Raw genomic sequence first — 14,334 nt, 5'->3', positions numbered from 1 at the left:
ACTCATTTTAAATAAGGATTTTTTGAAGCCGAAAGCCTTTTAAAATATGGAGTTTAAGAAAACATAATAATTTTCAGGAGCTATTTCCTGCTGTCCGCTGTATCTTTTTGTTTTAAAGAAAAAACAAAAAGGATGCCGCTCCCATCAGGGCTAGGGCACTCATTTTCAAAAGAAGTTTCATTTTTTAAGTTCCAAGAAACATTTCACATTTTACATATAACTTTTTACAAACAACATAATGGAATACAGAATAGAAAAAGACACTATGGGCGAAGTACAAGTCCCAGCCGATAAATATTGGGGTGCACAAACAGAACGTTCTAGAAACAACTTCAAAATTGGACCATCGGGATCCATGCCTAAAGAAATTGTTGAAGGATTTGCCTATCTAAAAAAAGCAGCAGCGTATGCCAATTATGATTTAGGCGTTTTGCCAATCGAAAAAAGAGATGCGATTGCTGCAGTTTGCGACGAAATTCTAGAAGGAAAACTAGACGATCAGTTTCCGCTGGTAATCTGGCAAACAGGTTCTGGAACGCAAAGTAATATGAATGTTAACGAAGTAATCGCTAACCGCGCTCAGGTTCTTAAAGGTTTTAAAATTGGCGAAGGCGAACAATTTATCAAAGCCAATGACGATGTAAACAAATCACAATCGTCAAACGATACTTTCCCAACCGGAATGCACATCGCAGCCTATAAAATGGTTGTAGAAACTACAATTCCTGGCGTAGAAAAACTTCATGCTACATTATCAAAAAAAGCAGCCGAATACAAAGACGTGGTAAAAATCGGCCGCACACACTTAATGGATGCCACACCTTTAACTTTAGGTCAAGAAATTTCTGGATACGCCGCTCAATTAGCCTTCGGTTTAAAAGCCTTAAAAAATACTTTAGCTCATTTATCTGAAATTGCTCTTGGAGGAACGGCTGTTGGAACGGGATTAAACACGCCAAAAGGCTATGATGTAAAAGTGGCTGCATATATTGCTCAATTTACCAATCATCCTTTTGTAACAGCAGAAAACAAGTTTGAAGCACTTGCTGCACACGATGCGATTGTAGAAACGCACGGAGCTTTGAAACAATTGGCTGTTTCATTGAATAAAATTGCCAATGATGTCAGAATGCTGGCATCTGGACCAAGATCTGGAATTGGCGAAATTCATATTCCTGAAAACGAACCTGGCTCTTCTATCATGCCAGGAAAAGTAAATCCGACGCAATGCGAAGCTTTAACAATGGTTTGCGCACAAGTGATAGGAAACGATATGGCTATTGCTGTTGGCGGAATGCAAGGACATTATGAATTGAATGTTTTTAAACCGGTAATGGCAGCTAACTTTTTACAGTCTGCACAATTATTAGGCGATGCTTGTGTTTCTTTTGACGAACATTGCGCACAAGGAATTGAACCAAATCATAAAAGAATCAAAGAATTAGTAGACAATTCTCTAATGCTGGTTACCGCTTTAAATACTAAAATTGGATATTACAAAGCTGCAGAAATCGCTCAAACTGCTCACAAAAACGGAACAACTCTTAAAGAAGAAGCTGTTCGTTTGGGCTATGTAACACCAGAAGATTTTGATGCTTGGGTGAAACCCGAAGATATGGTTTAGTTTAAGTTGCTAAGCTACTAAGCTACTAAGCTTCTAAGACCAAAAACTTAGAAGCTTAGCACCTTAGTTCCTTAGGACCTTATATGCCATCTACATAATCCTGAAGATAGCCGAATCTTGGGGTTAGTTTTCCGTTTTCTGTTATTTTGGCGCGTTTTAAAATTCCGTCTTTATCGCCGTTGAAGAACGCGGGAATAACATGTTCCATAAATTGTTCTCCAAAACCTTCGCTGGCATCTTTCGGAATTTCGCATGGCAGATTATCCACAGCCATTACCGCAACTGCTGCTGGGTGAAAAAAATCAACTTCTTTGTCTTCTAAAGGAAAATAACCATATAAAGGTTCTGCAATAGTTGAAGAACGGACTGTACAAGCAATTGGACCATTAACATCACAAGAAATATCGGCTACAACTTTCAATTTACAATCACTAGCATTCAACATTTCTTTTGTTAAAATCATCGGTGCCTTATTTGCATGAAAATGCCCTGCAAAATAAATATCAGATACTTTGGTGAATCTTTCAAAATCAGATTCGTACTCTTCGGGTTGATTCACAAAATCTACAAAATCCAAGACCTGTCCGTCTTTTCTTTTGTTGTATTCTAAAACATCCAACTGTACATAAACCGCTTGAGCATATTTTTTGGTCAAGTAATTATCTATTGTAATTTCCTTCACTTTTATAGCATCCAGAATTTCTTTTGCTCCGCTCCCAACCTTTCCAGTTCCGGTAACTACAAATTTTAGGGCTGGCATTGTGATGCGTTTCAAATGCTTAATCAATTCTTCTTTTCCAGAAAGTGTTTCTGCTTTTGGAAGTTTAAACAATTCGAATTTAATTCCGAAAGCTCGAATTCCGTTATAGACTCCCACCATTCCAGCATATTTTCCAAAACCGATTAAACGGCGGTCGTGTTCGTCAACAATGGTTTCGTGATCGTACAAATCAATGTTTTTTTCTAAAATGGCCTGAAGTAATTTTCGATTATGAGGCTGTTTTTTAATAGTATGAGAAAAAAAGAAATAAGATTTATTCGGAATCAGATTTTCTACAGGAACTTCTTTTACGCCAAACAAAACATCACAATCCGATACATCATCTGCAACGGTGATTCCCATATTTTTATAATCATCATCAGAAAAGATTCTTATATCAGAACTTTCCACTTTTACAGAAGCGTCGTGATAAAGCTGTTTTAATTTTGTCAATTCATTTGGTGAGAATACAACTCTTCTATCCGGCGGGTTTTTTCTTTCTTTTATGATTCCAAATTTCATGTAAACTGATTTTTTAATATTTTAAAATATAACTTTTCAAACAGTATTTGTTTCAAATATAACAAATTTAGTTAAAATTTTGTTTTAAAAATTCTATTTAGAATGCTTCAAAACCGTTATAAGCTGAAAAACAAAGCAATAAAATTTTACATTCTTAAAATTATGTTAAAAAACACAATTTTAAGCCTCAGAATTAAGAATACAACAAAATTGAATTCGATATATTTGTTTTTAAAGAACGATGCAAATGATTTTCCTTAAAAAAACAAAGATACCACAAATACTTTTTTCTATACTAGTTTTAAGTTCTTGCGGTCAAAACAAAAAAACACAAACAGATACTACTCCAGAAGTCGAAGATACATTACCTAGAATGAAGCCGTTAGGAGCAGAACCAAAAGTTTCTCAGGCTTATAAAAATTCCGTTGTCGGCAGAATAAATCACTTTTACAATAAAAACTGGCCTAATAATACCATGAATGGAAGCTTCTTAGTGGCCAAAAATGGACAGATTTTATTTGAACGCTATAATGGTTTTGCCAATAAAAATGAAGGAACCAAAATAACGCCCGAAACTCCTGTACAAATTGCCTCGGTAAGTAAAGTTTTGACAGCAACAGCAGTTTTAAAACTGGTAAATGCAGGTAAAATAGAATTGGATCAAAAAGTAAATACGATTCTAAAAACTTTTCCATACGAAGAATGTACCATCAGAATGCTATTAGATCATCGTACAGGAATGCGCAACTATGCTTATTTTACCGACCGCGATAAATCAGTTTGGGACAGACATAACCAATTGACCAATAAAGACATTTTGGATATTCTGGCAACAAAAGATGTCGGTCTTGAATCTCGAGTAGGAACTCGCTTCAGTTATTGCAATACCAATTATGCAATGCTGGCGCTTATTATCGAAAAAATTACTGGTCTAAGTTATAAAGAAGCTATGTCTGAAATGATTTTCAAACCTCTTGGCATGAAAAACACCTACGTTTTTGATGATGATAAAGACAGAAAGAAAATTGTACCATCATACAAAGGAAACGGTGTTGAAATTGGTTTTGATTATTTAGACAATGTTTACGGAGACAAAAATATTTTCTCTACTGCTAGAGATCTTTTAAAGTTTGACAGAGCGAGACAATCTCCTAAATTTTTAAAACCTGAATTGTTAAAACAGGTTTATGTGGGTTATAGCAACGAACGTAAAGGAACTAAGAATTATGGTCTTGGAATTAGGATGATTAACTGGGAAACGGGACAGAATTTCTATTTTCATAACGGTTGGTGGCACGGAAATACCTCATCTTACATTACTTTGATGAAAGAAGGAGTTACAATTATAGCTCTTTCAAACAAAATGACGAGAAATACTTATGCAGTGCGTAAATTAGCTCCAGTCTTTGGAGATTATCCGTTTAATTTTAAAGACGAGGAGTAAGATTGTTGTCTTGTTAAGTTGTTAGTCTTAAAGTCCATAGTCCTTAGTGAAAGTCTTAGAGCTTTTGCCACTATGTTCTTTTAGATTACATAAACTGAGTAAAAAAAAGCAAAAACAATTTAAGCACTGATCTTTAAAACTTTACGTTTTCAACTTTGGACTAAGAATTAAGGACTTTAAAAACTACATTAATTTTTCTGAAATTTTTAGCAGAAAGTAATTTCAAATACTCTAAATTTGCAGACTTATTTTTTGGGGTCGACTGGTTTTGACAGCAAGTCGAATTGAACAGTAAGCACGTCGAGCATTGAGACCTTGCTCGTAAATATAAGATCTCACACTTTTACACGGCGAAAATAATTACGCTTTAGCTGCATAATCCGAATCATAGTAAGATTGCGCCACGTCTCTACAAGGTAGAGAAGCTGGATTCTCCTGGAAAGCCTTGGTTTGTGGCGTTCCGTTCAGGGGAACCGTAAAAATAAACCTAGATTTCCATGAGCTTCGGGTGGATTTCGAAATTTAAGAAGATAAGTGTTGGGTGGTTGTTTCTGGCCTAGCTCAACATCGAAAATCTAATCAGGAAATAAACGTGTAGAAAGCTCTTTAGTTGCTTGTTTGGACCCGGGTTCGATTCCCGGCGACTCCACAAAAAAGCCTGTAAACTATTTGTTTACAGGCTTTTTGTTTTTTGGTTGATAATTTTTAAAGCTTTTAAGGAACTAAGCTAATTTTCGTATCATCTCTATATCTTCTTTTTCATCCATACCATACTAAAAAACTATTTTTTTCGTTTATAGCTTTTTTTATATTAAACCCACAGTAAAATCAGACTTAGTAAAAAAGAAACCCTGAGAATACAATAATTACACTAAACTTTGAGTACCGGATCCTATTATTGCACTATTTCCCTTAACAAATCTTTTTTCAGCATTCACAGTCGTACTCAAACGGTGCGCAATAATGATTAAAAATCAAAAAAAATACCTATAGAAGTGTCTATAGGTATTATATAAAATTCCAATCTTAAAGATTTTTACTTTTTTCTCTTTAAAATTTTATAGAGAGAATAAATTAGCACAATCCAAAATACAACATTTAATATCTGTAAAATCAATAATATATAATTAAAATCCTCAATTACATTTTGTTCCATTTTTTTTACATAGGTAATCTTTTATCTGAATCATTTTTCCATTTTCTCAAGGCTTCTTGTTTTAATTAATGACTATTTCCTTTATACTTAATCAGTTTGAAAAAATATACTATACTCCCAATTATTAAAATTAGCAAAACAGGAAAAAAATAGCTCACTACGTAATACGTATCTGAAATACAAAAATTAAAATTAAACTCTACGAAGAAGAAGAAAATCAACAATAAAATACAAATTGCAAGAAATATTAAAAATTTAACTTTCATTTTTTTTTATTATTACATTATTAAAAAAAGCATTATACATCGTGAAATAACCAAATTCTGAATCTTGAAAACTAATATCATCAACAACATAGTTAATCAATTCATTAGGAAATTTTTTAAACAGAAATTCATCCTCAATTACGGTTTCAATTTCTAAAACTAAATCTTGCATACTTCTTTCTTCAGTGTTATCATTTTCTAAATTAGTAATTTCAGACTCAGAAAAATAAAGCTCAATTTTATTTTTTTTAACTTCAACAACGTAGTAAGGCAATATTACGCTTAAAAACAGTGATATGGTATACAACTCTCTTTTTTCAAGTACAGTAACATTAAAAGTCATACATCTATCTCCAATACTAAACAATGTGAAGTCAGTAATTTTTTGTAAAGTCTTATCGTTTTCAAATTTTTTAAGAATGGAATTTCTAAAAACCTTTCCTTCTTCATTGTCGAATTCATTTATTATTTGATTTAGCCTCTTATATTCTTCGCTATTGAAATATTTATTTTTTTCTTTATAAGCACATATATTTCGAGGATAAATTAAATATATCAAATTCTTTAAAACCTTATCAATCATATTAATTTCATTATTTAATTACAATCTCCACGAAAAAAAGCATTTGTTTGATACTCAGTAGAAGGGACACTAGATGTTGAATTAAAATTCACTCTTGCACCTGGTATAGAAAGTGGATAATTATTGGTTAGTCTCTGCCTAAAATATTGGTCAAGCACTAAATCAGATACATCTGTTCCTCCATACTTATCTATAACTTCTTGCATGGTATCTTGAAGAACTTTAGCTGAGACATTTGCCGCATTCCCAGCAGATATATTTGTATTGCCTATTTTTATATTTGTAGGCGTGCCAAAATATATTGCTTGTGGATAACTAACCACGTGTGTCACTCGAACCCCAGTAGGACTTACCCCTATCACTCTAAAACTAATATTTTTCACCATTGCAACTTGCCAAAGTGAGCCTTCGTTTCTAAAATTAAAGCTTTCACAGCTAGGTATAATATCATCATCTACCGTTGGTGTTGATGGAGTAGAGCTTCCACCGCCGCCGCCGCCAGTAGTTGGTCCCCCTGATGGTGGCTCATCACTTCCGCCTTCGCAATATAGTAATTTTATTGGATGAAAAGTTCCTCCTTCGCCCCAATACCCTAAAAATGTACAATCGTAAGTTTCTTCACGCCATTTACCAGTTGTACCTGACTGAACTTTTTTGCCTCCTTTATATTGTAATGAAGTAACAATACTCGTATTTAAGTCCTGCATAAAAATCTTACCGCTAAAATTATTTGGAGCATCGTAATAAGTGGAACTTTTACCTAAACTGCTGGAATTCTCATCATCCGAGAAAATTTGGATGTAAAATGTTTTAAAATTTTGCTGACCGTCTTTCACAAAAACCAACCGATGATTATCATTGTGCAATGTCGCATTTTCATTTGAAGTTTTTAGATTGTCATTAAGCGTAAAAGGTACTTCGACTATTTTATCATCCGACACGATAGCGCTTTCCCATTCTAAATTTTCTATATAATTAAGAATAGTAGCATCATAATCCCTTTTATGATTTTCAAACCAAAGTTTAGCTTCAGCTGTAGATTGACCGCCTAAATCGTCATCAATCTCTGTTGGAGCACAATTTGTAATTGTTAATAAAACAATTACAAACAATAAAAATTTAAGTAATTCTGTAATTTTTCTCATCTCAATATTAGTTATTTATTGCAAGCTAATTAGATTCAATTTCTCGTACTTGTTTAAATACTTCTTGTAATTGGCCAATTACGATTAGAACAATAAGATAATTCTTGTGGCGACGTCTTATATAAGAATTGTCTCATTTTTCTGAAACCAAAACTAGATAAACAGATCTCTGTCCACAAATGTTGCCTATCGAAATTCAGGAATATCGATATTGAATTCAGGAATCCTGCAAAAATAAACACACAAAACACTAACAACCAGTGTTTTACAGACACGCATAAAAATAACCTGTTTACTCATATAATTCGTTGAATATATCCTATTTTTGTAAGAAAGCTTACTCGTGATTCTGCATAAACTTATCAAAATCTTATATTTTCTACTACTTCCTATTTTTGTAGTCGCTCAGACTCCAAAAAAAGACCTTAAAGCATTGTCTTATGATCAATTGCACGATTTGTATTTTAAAAACGTAGGCAATCCAAAAAAACAAATTATATACACTAATGCCTACATGGCAAAAGCAACAAAAGAGAATAGTAATATTCGAAAAGCTAGGGCTAATTATCAAATTGCACTATTTTACTATCAATCCGATAGAAATAAAGCAATTCAATATCTCGATAGTGTCATCAAATATTCAGAAGGATCTAAAGATAAATTTTTCCCAGCAGCTGCTTATTGTGAAAAAGCCGATTTACTGAAGTCTCAATTTAAGTTTAAAGAAGCAATGCTTAATTACAACAAAGCAGAAAAAGTGGCACTTCAGACTAATTTAGACTATTATTATGTGGTAAGAGAATATGTGGGTACCGCAAAATCTGAAAACTTAGAAGAATACGATGAAGCATTAGAAATTTATAAGGAATGCTATAGTTATTACAGAACCAAAGATTTTAGAACAGGAAAATGTGCTGACGATTATCAAAGTATCATCTTTGGAATTGCAGATTGTTTTAAATCTTTACATAATACAGATTCAACTTCTTTTTATAATAAGTTAGGATACAAAGAGTCTTCTATAACAAAAAATGAACTTTTCAAATATCTTTTTGTTTTGAATGAGGGAGCTAATCAAGTATTGAAAAAGAATTATAATGCAGCGCTCGATAGTATTAATAAATCATTGCCAAAAATGATTGCTTATAAAAATACTGGCAATGAGCTTGCAGCATATTATTATTTAGGAAAAGCGTATGATGGATTGGGTAAAAAAGAAAAAGCAGCTGAAAATTTTATTAAAGTAGATTCTATTTACAAAGTCACAAAAGAAATTAATAAGGAGTTTGTAGATGGCTACCCTTACTTGATTAATTATTACAAAAACTTAGGAGAACAAGAAGAACAATTAAAATATATCACTATTTATATGACTATAGATAGTATTTTACAGAAAAATTATCGGGAATTAAATAAGTTAGTTTATAAAGAATATGATACACCACGTTTAATTTCTGAAAAAGAAAATCTAATTAATTCGCTAAATAGTGATAAAATAAAAAACCGATGGGGGCTTGGATTTTTGTTTTTGTCAACTCTCGGCATAGGCGGCTTTGCATTTCATCAATATCGTACAAAAAAACAATACAGATTAAGATTTGAAAAATTAATCGGAGAAACAAATAATACCGAAAGCAAAAAACTTATAAATGAGGATGAACACAAAATTGATCGCAATAAACTTGAGGAGATTGGTATAGCTGAAGAAGTGGTAAATCAAATTTTGGAAAAACTAAACCAATTTGAAAAACAAAAAGGATATCTAACACCAAATATAACAGTACAAATATTATCTGGTACATTTGAAACTAATAGTAAATATGTATCCAAAATTGTTAATGTATACAAAGAAAAAACATTTACTCAGTATTTAAATGATCTGAGAATTGAGTTTGCCATTAATCAATTACAAGAAAAGAACAAACTAAGAAAATATACTGTTCAAGCACTTGCCTTAGAGTTTGGTTTTAACAATGCAGAATCTTTTTCGACTGCTTTTTATAAAAAAACAGGTATTAAACCAACCTATTTTATTAAAGAATTAGATTCAACAACACAGCAACAAACAACTAACTAACAGCATTAAAAAAAAAAACTAGAAATTCCTGAATTCCGACAACCATAGTAAGTTATTCTATTGTTCTATAGGTTGCGGATTATATATTTGTGACAGTTCTAATAAAAATTTATGAAGATTGAAGTAAAAAGTATTCTCTTAATTATTGGAGTAGTAAATAATACTTGATACAGACTATAATACGAGGTGATCATCTGAAGATTACCGCTAAATTACATTCTCAAAATTCTACACTTAAATCTAAAATATCACAATAATAAAATGAGGTCACTCTGCACTATAACTCTATTTTTTTTCTTTTTTATAAGTTGTAAATCAATAAAAGAAGTAAATACCACAAATACAAATATTCTATTTAAAAAAGAATTAACTCCTTTAGAATTACAAACTTGGTATCAAAAAGACTATCTCGAAGATTCGATTCCCGGAATTTCATTAAATAAATGGTACCGTATAAATAAAAAGAAACCTAAAAATAAAAGTATCATTGTCGCAGTAATTGATACTCAAATAGATATAAATCATGAAGATTTACAAGGGCAGCTTTGGACAAATAACAAAGAAATACCAAATAATGGTATTGATGACGATAATAACGGCTACATTGATGACATTAATGGCTGGAGTTTTATAGGAACTAAATGCGGTGGTTATGTCGTATGGAATAAGTACGAATGTACGCGTATTGTACAAGCATGGGAACCAATATTTAAAGACAAAACCGAATCACAAATTGATCCTAAAAATTTATTTAATTACAACGAATATAACAGAGCATTAAAAGAACTGGAAGAAGAAAATAAGTTTTATAAAAATTGGTTAAAATCTCTTGATCATAATGTTGCCACTTATTCCTTAGTTCAGGATACTTTAAAACATTTTTTCCCTAAGGAAGATTATACCTATGAGCAATTGGATAGTCTATATAAAAAGTATAAAATAAACGACAAAAGATACAAACTAAGACGTGATGACAATGACAAGGATTTAGGAGCGTTAATTAGCTATAAAATGGTTAGCCTTGAAGTTGGCCAAAACACATTAGAAGACATTGTAAACAAACAAAATGAGCTAGATTCCATTATCAATAAAAATCTAAATATAAATTATAATGAACGTTTGTTGATTGGTGATAATCCTAACGTTTTAGAAAAGGGGTATGGCAATAATAATATAAGTAATAACAAATCAGGACATAGACCTATTCAGGATCATTGCACCAAAATGGCAGGGGTTATTGGAGCCAACAGAGAAAACAATATAGGCATAAAGGGAATTACACAAAATGTAAAAATCATGCCGTTAAATATTGCTGCAATGGCAGACGAAAATAATAAAGATATAGCCATGGCTATATATTATGCTGTAGATAATGGTGCAAAGGTAATTAACATGTCTTTTAGTAATAGTTTCTCTTTACATAAGGAGTGGGTTGCAGACGCACTTATATATGCCGAAAAACACGATGTGTTATTAGTCCGTAGTGCCGGAAATGCTGAAAATGATATTGATAAAACAATATATTACCCAACAGATATAAATCTGGGTGATGCCAAAGAATTTTGTTCCAATTTGATCATTGTAGGATCTGTTACGCATAAACTCGACAGTACATTTGTATCTGATTTTTCAAATTATGGAAAACAAAATGTAGACTTATTTGCTCCGGGAGATGAAATATATTCTACTTCAGCTAACAATAAATATGAATTTGACTCTGGTACCTCATTGTCTGTTCCGATGGTTTGCGGAACGGCAGCATTGATTCGCTCCTATTACCCAAATCTTACAGCAACACAGGTTAAACAAATTATTATGGATTCTGGAACTCCATATAATTTAGAAGTTTTATTACCGGGGACCAAAAACAAGAAAGTTCCATTCTCTGAATTATCTAAATCAGGGAAAGTTCTAAATGTTTATAATGCAATGCAACTTGCAGAAAAGGTTAGCAAGAAAAAGAAATGAAGCCAAAGAAATAAAAAATTTAAACTCCTATAATCTATCCCGTCAACTCCAACAAAAAAACCTGCAAAACTCAATGTTTACAGGCTTTATATTTTTAGTTGAAACATTGTTTTATGCTTTTTCTTCCATAGAAATTTTAAGAATCAACCTGAGCAAAATACTTTCTTTTTGCTGCATTTGGAGTATCACCAAAACTGGATTTCCACCAGTCATCTGTACGTAATGGTTTTGGCGGCTCATTATTCTTTCTCCATTGTAAAGATTCTCTAAACGAAAAATGTGAAAACAAACGCATAAATTCTCCAAAATAAATATCAGCTATTCGGGTATTACCTCTGACAAGTAACATATTCTCATCGTTTTTAATTGTAGAAGCATCACTAAAGTTTGCAGAACCTCCAATTACGATAGGATCATCACTAAGAGGATCTATCAGCATAAATTTATTGTGTACATAATTTACATTTGTGTTTAATCCTGTTAGCCTTTCTTTAACCCAACCATCAAAATCATTAGTTCTAATAAAATTTCCAACAGCAAAAATATTTTGAGATAAATTTCTAAGTTGCTGTATTTCGTTTTCTTCTGCTATACGTTCTTGTTCTTGATTAGTTTTATAGGGGCGCGTTTTCTTTTCTAATAATGCTAAACGAAATCCAGCTTGCGAATTCTTATAAACATCTTTAAATGTTTTATTCATTCCAAAAGCAAAGGTCATGAACAAGGCATCTTTTGCAGTTAATGCTAGATTTCCATAATAAGTTAGAGCATCTAGTTTTTTTCTAGGACTAAATAATACTGATGTTCCTGAAGGAAGATTAGTTGGCGGTATACTACTTATTTCTTCAACTACAGAAGCTAACTTATCATGCTCATAGTCATTCTGCAAAGCATTCCAGTATTTGAGAAATAAAGCAGCTATAGTTGAATCTTTTACTACATGCGCAACATTTGAGTGTCCAAAAATTCCACCATCTGAAAAATTTGTTCCGCCTGTCCATACTGATATGGGTTTATCATTTTCTAACTTAACAATAAATTTATTATGAGAAATTCCGGATGGATAAGTAGTTCTTGGAGTACTTATTGCATCCAAATTATAAGTAGAAACCAATTCCTTATTACGTTTTCCTGGTGACACTTTTTTAGCATCGTAAACTATTTTTATATCAACGCCTTTCTCATGAGTTTTTTTAATCACTTCTAATAAAGGTTTGTAATTAAATTCATATGCAGCAATTCTTAGAGCGTGTTTGCCTGGCTCACAACTAGCAATGAATTCAACTAATGCCTCATATAAACCTCTTGATAGCCATTCGAAAGCAATATTATTCGGCACTTTGTCGGGAGCACGATTTCCAAATCTTCTTATATATTCTTGAGATGCTGCTGTACCTCTATTAAAATATACTATCTGATTATCTATTTTAGGATTTTCCGTTTTAACTTCAACGCTACACTCTGCAAAAGATTTCAGATTAGTCGGTGTTCCCTTTAATGCAGCAACTTTATAAACATAAGTTTTTCCAGGTTCTGCACTATAATCTGCCCACTGAAATATCTGAATAGGATGCTCATTTGATGGGTATAATGCCCCTGCTGGAAAACCCGGATCTGTTTCTTCAAAACATTTCATCCCTTCTAAGAATTTTGCTCTTCCAGTTTCATCTGTCCGCAAAATTGAAAATCCTAACAGGCCAGTACATTTTGCTTTAGGCAAATCAAAACCAAGCGTTACAACATATGTACCCGCAATAGCATTTACTTTTAAACCGTCATTACTATTTGATGTTCTCATAATGATAAATGAATTAATTATAGGTAATTATTTTGTTTACATTAAACTCTAAAAAATTCTGAACGTAAAGGATATACCAACCATGAAATGTCAAGCCTATTATGATTTAAACTTGGAAAAAACTTATACAATTTTAAATAAAAGTAAACACATAGAAACGAGTACTTCTACTTGTTTTATATTGATTACCAATATTTTAACAATAAGAAAATGATTTATTTATATTTCTATTTATATAAAAAGAAGTCAATTTTAAAAATTGTAATAGGATTAAACAAAAGATTCTTGATAAAAAAACTCATATTAAACAACTTAAAAAGCATCTTCATAATTCCTTAAATAAAAGTTATAATTTGAATGCAAATTTTTAAATGAATATATTTTCACTTAACTTTACTTTATGAGACCTTTAGATCCCGATAAAAGAGAGAAAATTTTAAAATCTGTATATGCACTTACAGGCAAACATGGATTGGCAAGTGTTAATATTTCAGGTATAAGTAAAACAGCTGGAGTTGCTGCAGGAACAATATATGTTTATTTTAAAAATAAAGAAAATGTTATTCAGCTGGCATATGCAGCGGTAGAGGGCAAAATGACCCAGGCAATGTATCATGACTTTAACATTAGTACACCTATAAGACAGTCGCTTAAACAGATTTACATCAATATGCTGAACTATAGATTACAGAATTTTGACGAAACTGTATTTATTGATCAGTACCAGCAGTCGAGTTACATACAGCTAAATTTCTCCAAACAGCTGGCTGAATATGAAACACAGAATAAGCCACTGTATGATCTTATAGAAAAGGGACAAAAGGAAGGAATCATTAAAGCAGTTGATGCCATTATACTTATCAGTTTTTTTGACGGTGCCGTACGCTCCTGCTCTACTGGTATTATTCAAAAACTGTTTCCATTAACCCAGCAGCTCATTGATGACTGTTTTGATATGGCATGGAGGGGCATGATCTAAAATTTAATTTTT

9 protein-coding genes and 1 other RNA gene are annotated in these 14,334 nt (G+C 32.0%); 6 read left to right on the top strand and 4 right to left on the bottom strand.

Features of this window, described 5'->3' with window-relative positions:
* Nucleotides 1–238: 238 nt before the first annotated feature.
* The gene (fumC, locus tag ACWA1F_RS19605; RefSeq protein WP_456896167.1) at nt 239–1,624 is read left to right on the top strand and encodes a class II fumarate hydratase; all 1,386 of its coding nucleotides are present in this window, start codon (nt 239–241) and stop codon (nt 1,622–1,624) included.
* A gap of 79 nt (nt 1,625–1,703) precedes the next feature.
* Here fumC and ACWA1F_RS19600 read toward each other — a convergent pair whose 3' ends face one another.
* Complete coding sequence (locus ACWA1F_RS19600) at nt 1,704–2,906, bottom strand: NAD(P)-dependent oxidoreductase (RefSeq protein ID WP_456896165.1); 1,203 nt, start codon at nt 2,904–2,906, stop codon at nt 1,704–1,706.
* A gap of 241 nt (nt 2,907–3,147) precedes the next feature.
* On the opposite strand from ACWA1F_RS19600, the gene ACWA1F_RS19595 reads away from it, so the two are divergent.
* The gene (locus tag ACWA1F_RS19595; protein WP_306160302.1) at nt 3,148–4,350 is read left to right on the top strand and encodes a serine hydrolase domain-containing protein; all 1,203 of its coding nucleotides are present in this window, start codon (nt 3,148–3,150) and stop codon (nt 4,348–4,350) included.
* 254 nt (nt 4,351–4,604) lie between these two features.
* Nucleotides 4,605–5,002: a transfer-messenger RNA gene (ssrA, locus tag ACWA1F_RS19590) on the top strand.
* Between the two features lie 759 nt (nt 5,003–5,761).
* On the opposite strand, the gene ACWA1F_RS19585 is transcribed toward ssrA, so the two are convergent.
* Complete coding sequence (locus ACWA1F_RS19585) at nt 5,762–6,355, bottom strand: hypothetical protein (protein WP_456896163.1); 594 nt, start codon at nt 6,353–6,355, stop codon at nt 5,762–5,764.
* A gap of 14 nt (nt 6,356–6,369) precedes the next feature.
* The gene (locus ACWA1F_RS19580; protein WP_456896161.1) at nt 6,370–7,500 is read right to left on the bottom strand and encodes a hypothetical protein; all 1,131 of its coding nucleotides are present in this window, start codon (nt 7,498–7,500) and stop codon (nt 6,370–6,372) included.
* 343 nt (nt 7,501–7,843) lie between these two features.
* Here ACWA1F_RS19580 and ACWA1F_RS19575 point away from each other — a divergent pair, with 343 nt between their 5' ends.
* Together ACWA1F_RS19575 and ACWA1F_RS19570 are read left to right on the top strand one after the other, a co-directional pair.
* A complete protein-coding gene (locus ACWA1F_RS19575; protein WP_456896159.1) occupies nt 7,844–9,577 on the top strand; it encodes a helix-turn-helix domain-containing protein in 1,734 nt (577 codons plus the stop codon).
* 261 nt (nt 9,578–9,838) lie between these two features.
* Entirely contained in the window at nt 9,839–11,545 is a 1,707-nt protein-coding gene (locus tag ACWA1F_RS19570; protein ID WP_456896157.1) for a S8 family serine peptidase, read from the top strand.
* Between the two features lie 136 nt (nt 11,546–11,681).
* Here the strand turns inward: ACWA1F_RS19570 and ACWA1F_RS19565 are convergent, their stop codons facing one another.
* Nucleotides 11,682–13,343, bottom strand: coding sequence for a phospholipase D-like domain-containing protein (locus ACWA1F_RS19565; RefSeq protein ID WP_456896155.1), 1,662 nt, complete (start codon nt 13,341–13,343; stop codon nt 11,682–11,684).
* A 400-nt stretch (nt 13,344–13,743) separates the two neighbouring features.
* Between ACWA1F_RS19565 and ACWA1F_RS19560 the strand changes: the two genes are divergently transcribed.
* Nucleotides 13,744–14,322 carry a TetR/AcrR family transcriptional regulator gene (locus ACWA1F_RS19560; protein ID WP_456896154.1) on the top strand — a complete coding sequence of 193 codons (579 nt, stop codon included), beginning with the start codon at nt 13,744–13,746 and terminating at the stop codon, nt 14,320–14,322.
* The last annotated feature ends 12 nt before the right edge of the window (nt 14,323–14,334 follow it).

Source organism: Flavobacterium erigeronis (assembly GCF_054075165.1).
The sequence above is the reverse complement of the archived record's forward strand: the minus strand, read 5'-3'. Positions and strand labels throughout refer to the sequence as shown.

What these genes read in the sequence shown, in the direction of transcription:
- ACWA1F_RS19580 (WP_456896161.1), bottom strand. Translation starts at nt 7,500, where the DNA reads ATGAGAAAAATTACAGAATTACTTAAATTTTTATTGTTTGTAATTGTT.
- ACWA1F_RS19560 (WP_456896154.1), top strand. Translation starts at nt 13,744, where the DNA reads ATGAGACCTTTAGATCCCGATAAAAGAGAGAAAATTTTAAAATCTGTA.
- fumC (WP_456896167.1), top strand. Translation starts at nt 239, where the DNA reads ATGGAATACAGAATAGAAAAAGACACTATGGGCGAAGTACAAGTCCCA.
- ACWA1F_RS19600 (WP_456896165.1), bottom strand. Translation starts at nt 2,906, where the DNA reads ATGAAATTTGGAATCATAAAAGAAAGAAAAAACCCGCCGGATAGAAGA.
- ACWA1F_RS19565 (WP_456896155.1), bottom strand. Translation starts at nt 13,343, where the DNA reads ATGAGAACATCAAATAGTAATGACGGTTTAAAAGTAAATGCTATTGCG.
- ACWA1F_RS19595 (WP_306160302.1), top strand. Translation starts at nt 3,148, where the DNA reads ATGCAAATGATTTTCCTTAAAAAAACAAAGATACCACAAATACTTTTT.
- ACWA1F_RS19585 (WP_456896163.1), bottom strand. Translation starts at nt 6,355, where the DNA reads ATGATTGATAAGGTTTTAAAGAATTTGATATATTTAATTTATCCTCGA.
- ACWA1F_RS19570 (WP_456896157.1), top strand. Translation starts at nt 9,839, where the DNA reads ATGAGGTCACTCTGCACTATAACTCTATTTTTTTTCTTTTTTATAAGT.